Here is a 14185-nt window from a genome sequence, read left to right as displayed (position 1 = left end):
GTAGGGTCGGGGGGTGCAACATCAGACCGATTCCCTCGTGCGGGAGCTCGGGGTCATCGCCCGGCGGGCCGCGCACGCCGGGGTGCCGTGCCGTGCCTGCGGGGCGGCCGGCACCGTTCTGGCGGACCGGCCCGACGGCACCGTCGTCCGGCACGGTGACGCCGTCGCCAAGGCGCACGCCCCGGACACCGAGACCGCCGCCCACCGCGCCCGCCTGGCCGTCGCGGCCCACCCCCGCCTGGCGGGCATCCTCCTGCCGCCCCTTCCGGCGGGCGCCCCGGAGGTGGCCGGCCGCCCGGTGAGCGCCTGGCCGTACGGCAGCCCCGTCGACCCCGGCGACCCGGACGCCGCGCCGTGGGAGGAGGCGGCGACCCTGCTCGCCCGTCTGCACCGCGTACCGCCCGGCGAGCTGCCCGGGCCGCTGCCGGCGATGCGCGGCCCCGTCAAGGCGGCGCGGGCCGTGGCTCGGATGGCGGCGGCCGGGCCGCACCCCGCCGCCGGGCCGGTGCGCGCCGCCTGGCGCGGCCTGCCCGCGTGGGCGCGGGGCGAGGCGCCCGCTCCGGGGCCGGTGGCGGTCTGCCACGGCGACCTCCACCTCGGCCAGCTGGTCCGCCACCCGGCCGCCGGCGGCCCCTGGCTGCTCATCGACGTCGACGACCTGGGCCTGGGGGACCCCGTCTGGGACCTGGCCCGTCCCGCCGCCTGGTACGCCGCCGGTCTGCTGGCCCCGGGGGTGTGGGGCCGCTTCCTCGGCGCCTACCGGGCGGCGGGCGGCCCGGCGGTGCCCACCGACGGCGACCCCTGGCCCCGGCTCGACGTGCCGGCCCGCGCGCTGACCGTCCAGACGGCGGCTCTGGCCCTGGTCAAGAGCGGCGCCGAGAAGCGGGACTTGGACGATGTGGAGCTGAGCGTCCTCGACGCCTGTGCCCGAATCGCGACACTCCCACCCGAGTTGGACGCCGGGGCTCCGTCGTAGGGTGAGGACACCATCCGTAAGGCGAGGAGTTGAGCCGAGCATGCAGTGTCCCAAGTGCCACGCGCCCATGCACACCTACAACCGCAACGGCGTCCAGATCGAGCAGTGCAGCGGCTGCCGGGGGATCTTCCTCGACTACGGCGAGCTGGAGGCCCTGACCCGCCTGGAGGCGCAGTGGGTCCAGCAGGCGCCGCCCGCGCCGCCGGCCCCGCAGGCGTACCCGGCCGCTCCGGCTCCGCACGCTCCGGCCTGGGGCGCCCCGCACCACGGCGGCCACCACGGCGGCCACCACGGCCATCACCGGGGCTTCGGCCGGATGCTCTTCTCCTCCTGAGGGGGGACGACGACGGAGCCCCGGCCGCGAGACGCGGCCGGGGCTCCGGACCATGTGGACGATACTGGGATTGAACCAGTGACCTCTTCCGTGTCAGGGAAGCGCTCTCCCGCTGAGCTAATCGTCCTCGGGGCCACGGTCGGGGACCGTGGGCACTGCGTGCGCGATACTGGGATTGAACCAGTGACCTCTTCCGTGTCAGGGAAGCGCTCTCCCGCTGAGCTAATCGCGCGGGGGATCCGAAGATCCAGTGGACGATACTGGGATTGAACCAGTGACCTCTTCCGTGTCAGGGAAGCGCTCTCCCGCTGAGCTAATCGTCCTTGGAGGTGGAGACGGGATTTGAACCCGTGTAGACGGCTTTGCAGGCCGTTGCCTCGCCTCTCGGCCACTCCACCAGGAGTGCAGGGGTTCGGGAAGGATCCCCCACTTCGAGCGGACGACGAGATTCGAACTCGCGACCCTCACCTTGGCAAGGTGATGCTCTACCAACTGAGCCACGTCCGCTTGTCGGTTCCGGCCCGCTTCCGCGTCCCGGCGACGTGTTGAACTCTAGCGGATTCCCGGGCCAGTACAAAAACGCGTTTGCCCAGCGTGCTGCGGTGCCTCCGGTCCGCGCCGTCCCGTCCGTCCCCGCCCTAGACTCGCATCCGTGCACGACCTCGCTCCTCTGGCCCGCTTCGGCGGCCTCGTCGCAACCGACCTGCGGGATGTCACCAGTGACCCCGAGGCCCTCGACTCGTCCGGCTTCTGGGCCGTCTCGGCGGACTTCGAGGGCCGCCTGACCTGCGCCCGCTTCGGCGACGTACGCCCCGCCCCGGTGCCCGCCCCGGTGCCGGGGGCCTGGCGCGGGCCCGCCACCGGTGACTGGACGTCCTCGCTCGACCGCGAGGCGTACACCGCCGGCGTACGGAGGATCAGGGAGCACATCGCGGCCGGCGAGGTGTACCAGGCGAACCTGTGCCGGGTGCTCTCCGCGCCGCTGCCCGACCCCGCCGCGGATGTGGACGCGCTCACCGCGCTCCTCGCGCGCGGCAACCCGGCCCCCTATGCCGGAACGATTCGCCTGCCCGCCCACGGGGTCGAGACGGCGACCGCCTCGCCCGAGCTGTACCTCCGGCGGGACGGTACGACGGTCGAGTCCGGCCCCATCAAGGGCACCGGCCGGACGGCCGAGGACCTGCTGGACAAGGACCGCGCCGAGAACGTCATGATCGTCGACCTCGTCCGCAACGACCTCGGCCGGGTCTGCGCCACCGGCTCCGTCGCCGTGCCCCGGCTGTGCGCCGTCGAGCCGCACCCCGGCCTGGTCCACCTCGTCTCCACCGTGCGCGGCGAGCTGACGCCCGCGGCGGGCTGGAAGGACCTCCTGGCCGCCACCTTCCCGCCCGGTTCGGTGACGGGCGCGCCCAAGTCCAGCGCCCTGCGGATCATCGAGGCGCTGGAGACCGCGCCCCGCGGCCCGTACTGCGGCGGCATCGGCTGGGTCGACGCCGACCGCCGCACCGGAGAGCTGGCCGTCGGCATACGCACCTTCTGGATCGACCGCACCGAGGGCCCGCCGGTGCTGCGCTTCGGCACCGGCGCGGGCATCACCTGGGGCTCCGACCCCGAGCGCGAGTGGGACGAGACGGAACTGAAGGCCTCCCGGCTGCTCGCGGTAGCGTCGGGGACGTACGAGGCGAGCGGAAGGACCATCGGGAAATGAAGCTGTGGGTCAACGGCGGGCTGCACGACGCGGACGCCGCCAGGGTCTCCGTACTGGATCACGGCCTGACCGTGGGCGACGGCGTCTTCGAGACGCTCAAGGCCGTGGACGGCCGGCCCTTCGCGATGGAGCCCCACCTCGACCGGCTCACCCGCTCCGCCCGCGGCCTCGGCCTGCCCGACCCGGACCTCGACGAGGTGCGCCGCGCCTGCGCCGCCGTACTGGAGGCCAACCCCATGCCGCTGGGCCGGCTGCGCGTCACGTACACCGGCGGGCTCTCCCCGCTCGGCTCGGACCGCGGTGACGCCGGACCGACCCTGGTCGTCGCCCTCGGCGAGACCAGCCGCCGCCCCGACTCCACCGCCGTGATCACCGTCCCCTGGACCCGCAACGAGCGCAGCGCCCTCGCCGGGCTCAAGACCACCTCGTACGCGGAGAACGTCGTCGCCCTCGCCAAGGCCCATGAGCGCGGTGCGAGCGAGGCGCTGTTCGCCAACACCGTCGGGCAGCTCTGCGAGGGCACCGGTTCCAACGTCTTCGTCGTGCTGGACGGGCAGCTGCACACCCCGCCGCTCGCCTCCGGCTGCCTCGCCGGCATCACCAGGGCGCTGACCGTCGAATGGACCGGCGCCCAGGAGACCGAGCTGCCGATGGACGTCCTGGAGCGGGCCGACGAGATCTTCCTGACCTCCACCCTCCGCGACGTCCAGGCCGTCCACCGCGTCGACGGGCGCGAGCTGCCCGGTGCGCCGGGGCCGGTCACCGCCAAGGCCATGCGGATCTTCGCGGAGCGCGCGGCGCAGATGTGAGCCCGTGGTCGCGGGGTGGGTAGAAGACTTCCGATGACCACCACCCTGCGGCCGGCCGGGCCGCTCCAGCAGACCCCCGACGGCGCCCGATCGCGCACCTACGACGTCTGTGTCAACAGCCGCCGCGTGGGCGCCGTCGAACTCGGCACCCTCCCCGGGACCGGTCGGCGCTCCGCCGGGGTGATCCGGTCGCTCGGCGTCGAGGAGCCGGACCGGCGGCGCGGCCGGGGCACGGTGGCCGCGCTCGCCGCCGAGGAGGTGCTGCGCGGCTGGGGCTGCGACCAGGTCACCGCCTCCGTACCGGTCGGCGCCGAGGTCGCGCTGCGCATGGCGACCGCCCTCGGCTACACCGAGCGCAGCCGCACCATGGCCAAGGACCTCGCCGGTCCGCCGCCGGGGCCGCCGGAGCGGATCGAGGTGCGGCCCATGGCGGAGGCGGAGTTCGAGCGGTGGGCGGTCCGGTCCGCGGAGCGGTTCGCGCGCGGCTGGGCCGAGCACGGCGTACCGGAGGACCGGGCCAGGGCGAAGGCGGAGGCGAGCCGCCGCCGCCATCTGCCCGACGGTCTGGCCACCGAGGGGGCCGCGCTCCACGTCGCGGCCCTGGACGGCGTCCCCGTCGGGCATCTGTGGACCGGCCGGGCGGAGTCGCCCGCCGGAGCGGAGGGCGCGTTCGTGTACGACATCGAGGTCGCCGACGCCGTGCGCGGCCGGGGGTACGGGCGGGCCCTGATGCTGTTCGCGGAGCGGCTGGCGCTGGAGGCGGGGGAGCGCCGCATCGGCCTGCACGTCTTCGTGGACAACACGCGGGCCCTGCGGCTGTACGAGTCGCTCGGCTACCGGTCGACCCACGTCCACTGCTTCAAGCCGCTGCTGTAGGGGCGAGGCGGGGCGGCGGGAAGGGGGCCGGCGGCCGGCGAGGCGCGACGCCCCCAGGGCCTGTCTTTCGGATCATGCCGGGCTCGCGGGGCCTGGCACGCACGCTCGCCGCGTTGCCGTCGGTCGCCAACGCTCCGCGTTGGCTCCCTCCTCCGCCTTGCGATCGCACGCGCCAGACCCCGCTCCCTGATCCGGCCTGATCCGAAAGACAGACCCTAGGGCGCTTCCGGCCCGGCCAGCAGACGGTCGGCGATCTCCTCGACGCGCTCGCGCAGCCCCTCCTGGCTCTTGCCGCCGTCGAGCCGTTCGCCGCCGATGACGTAGGTCGGGGTGCCGGTGACGCCGATCGCCTTGCCCTCCGCCTGGTCGGCGTCCACGATCAGCAGGTGCCGGCCGTCGATGAGGGCGGTGTCGAACTCCTCGGCGTCCAGGCCCAGTTCGCGTGCCGTTTCGATGAGGACACGCTCGCCCCGCGCCGCCAGTTCCTCGGTCCTGGCCAGTACCGCCTCCGCGTACGGCCAGCCGCGGCCCTGCTCGATCGCCTCCTCGGCGGCCTGGGCGGCGGCGTACGCGTGGCGGTGCTTCTCCAGCGGGAAGTGCCGCAGCCGTACCTCCAGGCGGTCCCCGTACCGGGCGCGCAGTGCGCGCAGGTCGTCGAGGGCGGCGTGGCAGTCGGGGCACTGGAGCTCGCACCAGACGTCGAGGACGACGGGCGGTGCGGTGCGCTCGGTGGTGGAGTCGTTCATGGGGGCAGTCTCCCAGCCGGGCGGGCGCCGCCCCAACCGGGACCTGGGGAGGAGGGTGTCCCGGAGATGTCCCGGAGATCCACCCCAGGGCCGGTGGGCGCCATGGCCCCGGCGGGTCCTCACGGTGCACGATGGAAGGGACGTATCACCCCGCGCCGCCTGGAGGACCGGATGCTTGCCGAGACGATCTGCTCCGCCGTGTCCGCCGCCGGGCTCGGCATCGCGGCGATCACCGCGTACCGCAGGAGGTTCCTCGCCGCCGTCCGTGTCGCGGCGTACGCGCTCGTACCGGTCGGGCTGGTGATGACCGGGCTCGTGAAGTGGCTGGCCGGGACCGCCTTCAGCCCGGTGGCGTGGGCCGGGTTCGCCGTGCTGGGCCTGTCCTGGCTGCTGTTCCTGACGACCCGGGCGGTCGAGCGGCGCCGGGGCGGCGCCCCGCGCGCGCGGCGGGGGGAGCGCGCGGCGGAGAAGGGCCGTCAGGACGGGCGCGCGGCGGTGGCGCCGGCCGCGCCCGCCCCCTCGCCGGGGCCCGCCGGCGGCGCGACGGCGAAGCCCGCCGACGACTTCAGCGACATCGAGGCGATCCTCAAGAAGCACGGGATCTGACCGCCGGGCATCGCCCCGGAACCACGGGAAGGGGTGAACTCCCCTGCCGATCCTCGCCGTTCGCCGTTCACGGGCCGTCGCACTGCGCCATGATCGGCACCGAGATGCTGGAAACCTCGCGGGAGTCGTCCCCCGCCCCCACCGATGCCCCCGACACGACTTTCGAGGAGCGACGCGGATGTCTTTTCGCGCTCTCCCAGCCGCCGTTGGTGATCTTTCTGGCGGTGATCGGCTGCCTGCTGCTGATGGCCGCCGTGCACGACCTGTTCGTCCTGTGAGCGCCGGCTGACGCGCTGCGCTCAGCCGGCCGCCGCCTCCTTGCGGCGGGCCCGGTACGCCGCCACGTGCAGCCGGTTACCGCAGGTACGGCTGTCGCAGTAGCGGCGCGAGCGGTTGCGCGACAGGTCGACGAAGGCCCGTCCGCAGTCCGGTGCCTCGCAGCGGCGCAGGCGGTCCTGCTCCCCGGCCACCACGATGAACGCCAGCGCCATGCCGCAGTCGGCGGCCAGGTGGTCGGCGACCGAGGCGCCCGGCGCGAAGTAGTGCACGTGCCAGTCGTAGCCGTCGTGGTCGGTGAGCTGCGGTGTCGTTCCCGCCGCGGCCACCAGCCGGTTGATCAGCTCGGCGGCGGTACGGGCGTCGGGCGCCGCGAAGACGTCGGCGAACCGGTCTCGCACGTCGCGCACGGCCCGCAGGTCCCGCTCGCCGAGCTCACCGACACCGCTGATCTCGTGGCTCCCCACGAAGGCGTACAGCGCCGCGACGTCCCCGAGGGCGTCGCCCCGTCCGCCTTCCGGCGCGGTGTTCATCAGGTCGACGACGGTGTCGAGCGCGATCCGGGTGTCGTGGGGGATCAGCACGATTCCCTCCCTGGCCTGTCGCGGGCGGGCGCCCGCCGGATTGCGCCGACTCTAGCGGCTCGCCCGCGGGGCGCCCGGGCGGTGTCCGGGGTGGAGGGGGTGGAGCGGTCACCGGTGGCCGGAACGGGCACCGGCGCCGTCACCGCGGTGGTGTCCGCGGTGACGGCGCCGGTGTCGCCGTACACGGCCGCTCACGGCCGTACGAGCTCTCCGCGCGGCGCCGTCGCCCCGAGTCGGACGGCGCCGTGCGGTCGGCGGCCTGGCCTCAGCTTTCGGCCAGGATGTGCGAGAGCTCCGTGTCGAGGTCGAAGTGACGATGCTCGGTGCCGGGCGGCACCGCGGCGTCGGTCCGCTTCAGGAACGACTCCAGTGCGCGCGCCGGGGCCTCCAGCAGGGCTTCGCCCTCCGGGGAGCTCAGCGCGATGCAGACGACGCCCTGACCGTGGCTGCGGGACGGCCAGACTCTGACGTCGCCGGTGCCTGTGGGGCGGTGGAGCCCTTCGGCGAGAAGGTCGCGGGCGAACACCCACTCGACCGTCTCCTCGGCTCCGGTGTGGAAGGTGGCGTGCACGGCGTAGGGATCGGCCGTGTCATACCGCAGGCCCGCCGGTACAGGCAGTGAGGACTCGCTCGACACAACGAGGCGCAGGTGCAGCTCGCAGCTGACCGTGGTGTTCATAAGCGCCAGGGCCTTTCGCTCAGTGTGCGCTCGGGGATTCGCACGTCGGCGAAATCGACATGCCACCTACGGTGCCGTTGTAAACCCCTCTGTCTGTTTTGTGGCCCTTGAGGTACCTCGTATGGCGGTGTGCAAGCGGCAGTTATGCGTCCATTCCGGTACCTCGCGAGTGTCGGGTAGGTTGGCGTCATGAACGCGGAGAGTGACGAGCGGGGCAAGGTCGCCCGACCGGTGACCACGACGCCCGCGACGGGGGACGTGACGGAAACGGAAGGGGTGCCCGCCGAACCGGCGCTCGGCTCGCGGGCGCCCGAGTTCATCAAGGCGCGCAGGACGCTCCACATGAGCTGGCAGGTCGGCGTCTTCGTCGTCGGCCTCGCGGTCGTGGCGGCCGGCGTCGCGATGCTGGTGCTGCCGGGGCCCGGCTGGTTCGTGATCTTCGGCGGCATGGCGATCTGGGCGACCGAGTTCGTCTGGGCGCAGCTGGTGCTCCGCTGGACGAAGCGGAAGGTGACCGAGGCGGCACAACGAGCGATCGACCCCAAGGTCCGGCGGCGCAACATCATCCTGACCACGATCGGTCTGGTGATCATGGCGGCGCTGGTCGGGGTGTACCTGTGGAAGTACGGGGCGGCCATGCCCTGGAACATCGACAAGTGAGCGCGTGAAGCGGCCCGGGATGGTCGGGGGCATCGCTGACATGCGGTAATGTTTGCCGTGCGCCCGGGCGATTAGCTCAGTGGGAGAGCGCTTCGTTCACACCGAAGAGGTCACTGGTTCGAACCCAGTATCGCCCACCACCCGGCTCGAAGGCCCCGGAGACGATGTCTCCGGGGCCTTCGGCGTACCCGGGGTCAGCCCATCCGGCCCAGGCTGTCCCGCAGTCGCCGGGCGTCGCGCAGCCGCTGCTCGTACGTCGCGCCCACCGCCAGCAGCAGCAGGCCGGCCAGCGCGGGCGGCAGCCAGCGGGGCAGCGCGCCGACCGCCTGGACGACGTACGGCGCCAGCTCGTGCAGCCCCACCAGGGCCAGCACCGCCCCGCCCAGCAGCAGCGGGGCCTGCAGCCGCAGCCGGGCGCCGGCCAGCGTCACGGCCAGCGCCACCAGGCCGAGCAGCAGCGGACGCGGCCAGCTCCCGTCCGTCCACGCCGCGCACAGGCTCGGCACCAGGCCCGCGCCGAGACCCGGGCCGTACGCCGCCCACGACGACGCCTCGGGGTCGCGCCGCCTGCGCAGCACGCCCACCACGAGCGCGGGCACCGCCACCGGCAGCGCGTACGCCTCCGGGAACGACACCTCCGAGGCGGCCAGCCGCACCCAGGCCGCCACCACGAACAGCGCCGTGGCCGCGTACCCGGCCGCGGGGCGCCGCTCCGGGCGTACCGCCGTGGCCGCCGCCAGCACGCCGCACAGGGCCAGCACGAGCGCCAGGACGGCGGGGCGTGCGGACGCCAGTCCGACCGCGACGGCGCCGGCCGCGGCGCCGGCCAGCTCCACCGGCAGGGCGACCGGGTGGCGCCGCAGGCCCGCCCCGGCCGCCGCCGTCGCCACCGGCACGGCCAGCAACGCCACCCCCGTCAGGTGGACCGGCAGCTCCGCGACGGCGGCGACGGCGCCCACCGTGCCGGTCGCCGCCACCACCGCGGCGCACGCCAGGACCGTCCGGCGCGTGCCCGCCGCGACGACCGCCCCGCCGGCGAGGAGCGCCGTCAGCACCCCGAGGACGGCGACCGCCTCCGCCCCCGTATCCCACGCCCCGGCGACGGCCGCCAGACCGCCCAGCAGCGCCCCGCCCAGAGCGACGTCCCCGAGCGCGCCCTCCGCTTCCCGCGCCCGGGGCAGCCGGAACGTCAGCGGCGCCGGGCGCACCGCCAGGAACAGGAACCCCGCCGTCAGCAGCAGCCGGGCCACCGGCGTGACCGCGTACGGCGGCGACAGCGCCCCGGGCAGCGCCATCCCCGCCGTCCAGGCCAGGGCGAGCGCCCCGCAGCGCGCCGGGCGCAGCCGCAGCGACGCCAGCACCCCGGCGACGGTCACCGTCACCGCCACCACCGCCCACGGGACGCCCGGCGAGACCCCTACCGAAGCGGCCGCCGTCTGCGGCAGCGCCCACGCCACCGCCGCGGCCTGCACGCCCGCCGACGCGCCGAGCAAGCCGCGCCGCACCCCGCGCGGCACGCCCTGCCGCACCGCCACCGCCCACACCGCCACCGCGGCGGCCGTGTACGCCGGCACCGCCCACCCGTGCGGCACCGCCTCCCGCACCAGACCGCCGCCACCGGCCACCGCCACCGCACCGGCCACGGCCGCCCACACCACCGGCCAGGACCCCGCCCCGGCCGCCGCACGCCACGCCCCGTACCCCGCGAGCCCCGCGGCCGCCAGCAGCGCTACGGCCGGTCCCGCGCCCCCGTCCGCCACCGACAGCCAGGCGGCCACCAGCACCGCCGAACCGCCCGACACCCCGGCCGCCGCACAGGCCGCCACCCGCACCCCGGCACCCGCCCGCACCCGCACCGCGACCGCCACGTCGCAGCCGGCCGTGGCCAGCAGCGCCCAGCACACGGTCAGCGCACCCGCGTCCGACGCCAACGCCCATAGCAGCAGCGGGAGTTGAGCCGCCGCCACCGCCGCGGGCCCCGGCACCCGCAGCCCGCGGACCGCCGCGCCGTACCCGGCCCACAGCGCCGCCAGCACCGCCGACGCGACCGCCGCGTACCCCGCCGCACCGGCGCCCGGCAGCCCCACCCGGTGCACCGCGTACGCGTCCAGCACCGTCAGCGGCAGCCCGACCGACGCCACCGCCTCCGCCGTCGACACCAGCCGGCGCCGCAGCAGCACGACCGGCGCGGCCAGCGCCCCGGACGTCACCGCCGCGAGCACCGCGGCACGGCCGCCGATGCCCAAGTGCCCCCAGCCGACCAGCGTGAAGGCGACGGCGGCGACCGCCAGCAGCACCCCGCCCAGCGTCAGCAGCACGTTCTGCGCGCCGCGCGGCGTGGTCTCGGCGGCGGGGCGCGACGGGCGGACCGCGGCGGCCGGCGCGTACAGCACGCTCAGCAGCCACGCCCTGCGGGCCAGCAACTGCGCCCGGTGGGCGTCGAGTCGGGCCAGCTCACGATCCAGGACCACCAGCTCTTCGGCCGGTGACGGCACATTGTTCATGAGCGGAGTGTGGCCCGGCCCACACCGCGCGGCATGAGTTCGGGTACTCAGGTGCGGCGTAGGTACGGGCTCGGCGAGCACACTCCCCCCATGAACTGGTGCCACTACCGCTTCCGCAGCGTCTGGGAACTGCCGGCCCCGCCGGACGCCGTGTACGCCGTCCTCGACCGGCCGGAGGAGTACCCCGCCTGGTGGCCGCAGGTCCGCGAGGCGACCCGGCTCGACGAGCACTCGGGCACCGCGCGCGTGCGGTCCTTCCTGCCGTACGACCTCGTCGTCACCCTCACCGAACGACGCCGGGACCCGGTCGCGCGCGTGCTGGAGACCGCGCTCTCCGGAGACATGGAGGGGTGGGCCCGCTGGACCCTCACCTCGCCCGGCGCCGGGCGCACCCGGGTCCTCTACGAGCAGGCGGTCGACGTCCGGCGGCCCCTGCTGCGCCGCCTCGCGCTGCCCGCCCGGCCCCTCTTCCGCGCCAACCACGCGCTGATGATGCGGGCAGGCCGCCGGGGGCTGGCCGCGCACGTGCGTACGGTTTGAAGGAAACGGGCCCGGACCTGTATGGTTCAGTGCGTTCCCGGGCGATTAGCTCAGTGGGAGAGCGCTTCGTTCACACCGAAGAGGTCACTGGTTCGAACCCAGTATCGCCCACCGGGGAAGGCCGGTCCGTGACTCACGGACCGGCCTTCGCGCTTGTCGGCCCCGTCCGTGTCACGCCGCAGCCGGCAACCCCGGGCGGAGCGGCCACGCCGTGTTCACGGCCTCCTCCGAGCCGTTGCGCGCGAACCACGCCTGGAGTCCGCGCGCCTGCGCGGCGTGCCATACGGCCTGCAGCGTGTGCAGCTCCGCCGGCGACAGCCGTTCCAGCCGGGACGCGAACCGGCGTCCGACCGCCCTGACGACCTCCAGCGCCGCCGTCGCGTCCGCCGCCGCGTCGTGCGCGCCCTCCAGCTCCACCCCGTACTGGGCGCACAGGTCGGTCAGCGTGCGGCGGCCCTTGCGGTACCGGTCCAGGTGCTTGTCCAGCACCCGCGGGTCCAGCACGCACATCGGGGTGTGCTGCAGGTAGCGGGAGAGCGACGAGGCGCGGTGCCTGCGCAGTTCCCGGTCCAGGAGCGTCAGGTCGAACGGCGCGTTCATCACCACCAGCGGTCGGCCCGCCGCGCAGTGCTCGGCGAGCTGCCGCGCTATCTCCTCCACGACGGGCGAGGGCCAGCGGCCGTTGCGCCGCAGGTGATCGTCCGTCAGTCCGTGCACCTCGGTGGCGGCGGGCGGCACCGGTATGCCCGGATTCACCAGCCACCTTGTGGCCCGGACCCGCCCTCCGGCGGCGTCCTGCACGACGACGGCGGCGGACACGATCCGGTCCTCCTCGACGTCGACTCCCGTGGTTTCCGTGTCGAATGCGGCCAGGGGCCCCTCGTACCAGAGCGTCATACCCCGAACTCCTCGCGCGTGCCCGGCAGATGGCGTGATCCCCCTGCCCGAAACGGTGATACCCGCGCCGTTTGCACCGTACGCAACGTGGTGACAACACAGGTGAGGGGCCGTCGAACTGACACCCCGTCGTCGGCCGGGAAGGCATGAGGAGCCATGGCGCTCGCGCAGCCCGAACCCGGCGGGCTGCTTCCCCAGCACGTCGCACCGCTGCGGGGCGCACTCGCCACCACCGCCTGCATGGAGACCCTCCAGGTGGGCTACCTCCACGCGGTCGCCGCGGCCGCCGGGTGCTCGCTCTCCCAGCCCTTTCCGGACAACGGCATCGACTGGCACGTCAGCCACAGCGCCCCCGGGCACACCGTGGACGACGAGGTCACCATCAAGGTGCAGCTCAAGTGCACCTACCAGATCCCGCCCCGTCCGGCCGGACCCACGTTCTCCTTCACCCTCGACAACGACCACCTGGTGAAGCTGGCCCGCACACCCGTCTCGGTGCACAAGATCCTGGTCGTGATGATCGTCCCCCGGACCCGGGAGGACTGGCTGCGCGCCGGTCACGACCGCCTCGACCTGCGGCACTGCTGCTACTGGACCAACCTCGCGGGCCATCCGGTCACCGGCCGGCGCCGCACCACCGTGCGCATACCAACGAATCGGATATTCGACGACCGGGCGCTCTGCGAGATCATGACCCGGATCGGGGCGGGAGGAAGACCCTGATGCACCGGCCGATCGACGAGCCCATGCGGCCGCACCCGATGCCCGTGCCCGGTACGCCGGTGCCCGGTCCGCCGGGCCACACCGGCCCCCTGGACCCCGCCCAGGTCGACCCCCGGGTCCTCGGTGCCCTGCTGGACCGGCACGGCTGGCGCCGCCGGGGCGGGGCGGCCGGCCGCTACAGCCGCTGGACCCCGCCCGGCCCCGGCGCCGGCACCACCAGCCTCCTGGTCCCCGAGAGCCGCGCCTTCCCCGACTGCGAGGACCTCATCGGCGAGGCCCTCACCGCCCTGTCCCGCTGCGCCGCGCCCTCCGCGCGCGAGGTGCTCGTCGGCCTCACCGTCCCCAGCGACGAGGTCCGCTGGTGGCGGGACGTCCCCCAGGGCCCCTCCGGCACCGTCGCCTGGACCGTCCAGGAGCAACTTCGCTCCGCCGCCCGGCAGGTCCTGCTGGCCGGCGCCCTCGCGGCGCGGGGCCGCACCGGCTACCACGGCGCCCGGCACCGGCGGCAGGCCCAGGCGTCGCTGGAGGGCGTCCTGGTCGGCAACGTGCAGGGTGGGCGCGGGCTCACCGCGTTCGTGCCCGTCGACCCCGGCCGGGTGGTCACCGCGCGGCTCTACCACGCCCTGCACGCCGCGCGTGAGGCCGTGGACTACCAGCGGGCGACCGGCAGGCCGGAGGCGTTCGACTCGGCCGTCGGGGCGGGCGTCAGCCGGGAACTGACCGAGGCGCTCGTGTCCCTGGTGCGCGGTACGGAGGGCGCCCGGATCGCCCTCGCGTGGGCGCCCGCCGCGGGCGTGCCGGATGGGTGCGCGGCCCGGCCCGAGCCGGTCGAGTTCTCGCCCGGCGACCTGCCCGCGCTGCGGGAGGCGGGCGCCCGGTACCTCCAGGACGAGCCCTCGGTGCCGGTCCGGATCACCGGGACGGTGGTGCGGATGCGCCGGTCGGGGCCGCGCGGAGCGGGCACGGTGCGGCTGCGGGTGCTGGCCGGGGCGGAGGTGCCGCACGTACGCGTGGCGCTGGACGAGGAGTCGTACCGCACGGCCGGGCACGCGCACCTCGTCGGGCTGCCCATCCGGGTGGTGGGCCGGCTGGAGAGCAGGGGCGGATTCCGGCGCCTGACCGACGCATCCGGGGTCGTCCCCGTACAGGTCGACGAGGCGGAGCGGGACCGGCTGATGAAGTCCCTCCACGAGAACCTGGGCGTCTTCGGGGAGGCGTGCGGGCCGGGGGAGTGAGACCCGTAGCGGGGGAAACCGTTTCGCGGGCG

The 14185-nt window shown here is 74.9% G+C and carries 16 protein-coding genes and 7 tRNA genes; 13 read left to right on the top strand and 10 right to left on the bottom strand.

All coding sequences use genetic code 11. The features are described 5' to 3' along the window. Positions 1 to 13 precede the first annotated feature (13 nt). On the top strand, positions 14 to 976 hold the full coding sequence (locus IE109_RS22550; RefSeq protein WP_189552833.1) for a phosphotransferase family protein: 963 nt from the start codon (positions 14 to 16) through the stop codon (positions 974 to 976). Positions 977 to 1016: 40 nt separating this feature from the next. Next, on the top strand, positions 1017 to 1310 hold the full coding sequence (locus IE109_RS22545; protein ID WP_189552832.1) for a TFIIB-type zinc ribbon-containing protein: 294 nt from the start codon (positions 1017 to 1019) through the stop codon (positions 1308 to 1310). Positions 1311 to 1365: 55 nt separating this feature from the next. On the opposite strand, the gene IE109_RS22540 is transcribed toward IE109_RS22545, so the two are convergent. The 5 genes from IE109_RS22540 to IE109_RS22520 all read right to left on the bottom strand — a co-directional run bounded on the left by IE109_RS22540 (position 1366) and on the right by IE109_RS22520 (position 1817). Then, positions 1366 to 1437 (bottom strand) — tRNA-Val (locus IE109_RS22540). A gap of 33 nt (positions 1438 to 1470) precedes the next feature. Further along, positions 1471 to 1542, bottom strand: a tRNA-Val gene (locus tag IE109_RS22535). Positions 1543 to 1561: 19 nt separating this feature from the next. After that, positions 1562 to 1633, bottom strand: a tRNA-Val gene (locus IE109_RS22530). A gap of 1 nt (position 1634) precedes the next feature. Then, positions 1635 to 1708, bottom strand: a tRNA-Cys gene (locus IE109_RS22525). Positions 1709 to 1744: 36 nt separating this feature from the next. Beyond that, positions 1745 to 1817 (bottom strand) — tRNA-Gly (locus tag IE109_RS22520). 145 nt (positions 1818 to 1962) lie between these two features. On the opposite strand from IE109_RS22520, the gene IE109_RS22515 reads away from it, so the two are divergent. Genes IE109_RS22515 through IE109_RS22505 form a run of 3 tightly spaced genes read left to right on the top strand, consistent with a single transcriptional unit; the run spans position 1963 to position 4703 of the window. Next, positions 1963 to 3018: a chorismate-binding protein gene (locus tag IE109_RS22515; protein ID WP_189552831.1), complete on the top strand. Its 1056-nt coding sequence runs from the start codon at positions 1963 to 1965 to the stop codon at positions 3016 to 3018. Then, positions 3015 to 3827: an aminotransferase class IV gene (locus tag IE109_RS22510; protein ID WP_189552830.1), complete on the top strand. Its 813-nt coding sequence runs from the start codon at positions 3015 to 3017 to the stop codon at positions 3825 to 3827. The genes IE109_RS22515 and IE109_RS22510 overlap by 4 nt, the downstream gene beginning before the upstream one ends. Before the next feature lie 33 nt (positions 3828 to 3860). Then, positions 3861 to 4703 (top strand): GNAT family N-acetyltransferase, encoded by an 843-nt coding sequence (locus IE109_RS22505; RefSeq protein ID WP_189552829.1) that lies wholly within the window; start codon positions 3861 to 3863, stop codon positions 4701 to 4703. A gap of 215 nt (positions 4704 to 4918) precedes the next feature. On the opposite strand, the gene IE109_RS22500 is transcribed toward IE109_RS22505, so the two are convergent. Beyond that, entirely contained in the window at positions 4919 to 5449 is a 531-nt protein-coding gene (locus IE109_RS22500; RefSeq protein WP_189552828.1) for a DsbA family protein, read from the bottom strand. A 171-nt stretch (positions 5450 to 5620) separates the two neighbouring features. Between IE109_RS22500 and IE109_RS22495 the strand changes: the two genes are divergently transcribed. Together IE109_RS22495 and IE109_RS22490 are read left to right on the top strand one after the other, a co-directional pair. Beyond that, a complete protein-coding gene (locus IE109_RS22495; RefSeq protein WP_189552827.1) occupies positions 5621 to 6055 on the top strand; it encodes a hypothetical protein in 435 nt (144 codons plus the stop codon). Positions 6056 to 6144: 89 nt separating this feature from the next. Next, complete coding sequence (locus IE109_RS22490) at positions 6145 to 6333, top strand: hypothetical protein (protein ID WP_189552960.1); 189 nt, start codon at positions 6145 to 6147, stop codon at positions 6331 to 6333. A 21-nt stretch (positions 6334 to 6354) separates the two neighbouring features. On the opposite strand, the gene IE109_RS22485 is transcribed toward IE109_RS22490, so the two are convergent. Continuing rightward, entirely contained in the window at positions 6355 to 6915 is a 561-nt protein-coding gene (locus IE109_RS22485; RefSeq protein ID WP_189552826.1) for a CGNR zinc finger domain-containing protein, read from the bottom strand. A gap of 265 nt (positions 6916 to 7180) precedes the next feature. Then, on the bottom strand, positions 7181 to 7594 hold the full coding sequence (locus IE109_RS22480) for an SsgA family sporulation/cell division regulator (protein WP_003959770.1): 414 nt from the start codon (positions 7592 to 7594) through the stop codon (positions 7181 to 7183). 189 nt (positions 7595 to 7783) lie between these two features. On the opposite strand from IE109_RS22480, the gene IE109_RS22475 reads away from it, so the two are divergent. Beyond that, entirely contained in the window at positions 7784 to 8254 is a 471-nt protein-coding gene (locus tag IE109_RS22475; protein ID WP_189552825.1) for a TIGR02611 family protein, read from the top strand. A 65-nt stretch (positions 8255 to 8319) separates the two neighbouring features. Then, positions 8320 to 8394: transfer RNA gene (locus IE109_RS22470), tRNA-Val, on the top strand. A gap of 54 nt (positions 8395 to 8448) precedes the next feature. Here the strand turns inward: IE109_RS22470 and IE109_RS22465 are convergent. Further along, positions 8449 to 10758, bottom strand: a complete 2310-nt coding sequence (locus tag IE109_RS22465; protein ID WP_189552824.1) for an SCO7613 C-terminal domain-containing membrane protein — start codon at positions 10756 to 10758, stop codon at positions 8449 to 8451. A 90-nt stretch (positions 10759 to 10848) separates the two neighbouring features. Here IE109_RS22465 and IE109_RS22460 point away from each other — a divergent pair, with 90 nt between their 5' ends. Continuing rightward, entirely contained in the window at positions 10849 to 11298 is a 450-nt protein-coding gene (locus tag IE109_RS22460; protein ID WP_189552952.1) for an SRPBCC family protein, read from the top strand. A gap of 39 nt (positions 11299 to 11337) precedes the next feature. Next, positions 11338 to 11409: transfer RNA gene (locus tag IE109_RS22455), tRNA-Val, on the top strand. 60 nt (positions 11410 to 11469) lie between these two features. On the opposite strand, the gene IE109_RS22450 is transcribed toward IE109_RS22455, so the two are convergent. Then, complete coding sequence (locus IE109_RS22450; RefSeq protein ID WP_189552823.1) at positions 11470 to 12195, bottom strand: 3'-5' exonuclease; 726 nt, start codon at positions 12193 to 12195, stop codon at positions 11470 to 11472. 156 nt (positions 12196 to 12351) lie between these two features. Here IE109_RS22450 and IE109_RS22445 point away from each other — a divergent pair, with 156 nt between their 5' ends. Next, on the top strand, positions 12352 to 12918 hold the full coding sequence (locus tag IE109_RS22445; protein WP_189552822.1) for a DUF4365 domain-containing protein: 567 nt from the start codon (positions 12352 to 12354) through the stop codon (positions 12916 to 12918). Continuing rightward, the gene (locus tag IE109_RS22440) at positions 12918 to 14153 is read left to right on the top strand and encodes a hypothetical protein (protein WP_229891434.1); all 1236 of its coding nucleotides are present in this window, start codon (positions 12918 to 12920) and stop codon (positions 14151 to 14153) included. Before IE109_RS22445 ends, IE109_RS22440 begins: the two co-directional genes overlap by 1 nt. Positions 14154 to 14185: the final 32 nt, after the last annotated feature.

The sequence above is a fragment of the Streptomyces lavendofoliae genome (assembly GCF_014649735.1).
Lineage (GTDB): Bacteria > Actinomycetota > Actinomycetes > Streptomycetales > Streptomycetaceae > Streptomyces > Streptomyces lavendofoliae.
The sequence above is the reverse complement of the archived record's forward strand: the minus strand, read 5'-3'. Positions and strand labels throughout refer to the sequence as shown.